Annotated in this window: 1 protein-coding gene; it reads right to left on the reverse strand. The window is 77.5% G+C overall.

Going from position 1 to position 507, the window contains the following annotated elements; all coding sequences use genetic code 11:
- On the reverse strand, positions 1–507 hold a 507-nt coding region (locus GT030_RS24705), incomplete at both ends, for a serine/threonine-protein kinase (RefSeq protein WP_161202983.1).

The following is a 507-nucleotide window of genomic DNA, read 5'->3' on the forward strand; positions in this document are numbered from 1 at the left end:
GGCGCGCAGGCGGTCCAGCAGCGGGGCGAGCGGGCCGGGGTCGCCGTCCGTCATGGCGGCGAGCAGCGCGCCGGAGCGACCACAGGTCGGAGGCGGGCCCACCCCGCCCGGACGCCCGCTCCGGCGCGACGAACCCCTCGGGGGCGTCCTCGGTGTGCCCGTCACCGATCCCGAAGTCGGTGACGACCACGCGTCCGGTGCCGGACTCGATCAGCACATTGGCGGGCTTGATGTCACGGTGCACGATGCCGACGGCGTGCGCGGCGCGCAGCGCACCCAGCACGGCGAGTCCGATCCGGGCCGCCTCGGCGGGCGGCAGCGGACCGCGACCCACGGTCTCGCGCAGCGACTCGCCCTCGACCCACTCCATGACGATCCAGGGCAGCCCGTCCTCACCGGTCACGTCCCGGACTCGCACGGCGGACGGATGGCGTACGCGGGCGGCGGCGCCGGCCTCGCGCCGCAGCCGGTGCGCGGTCCGCCCCGCCTTCTCGCCCGCCGGACCGC

The organism is Streptomyces sp. SID1328, assembly GCF_009865595.1.
In the GTDB taxonomy this organism is placed as follows: Bacteria; Actinomycetota; Actinomycetes; order Streptomycetales; family Streptomycetaceae; genus Streptomyces; species Streptomyces griseoluteus.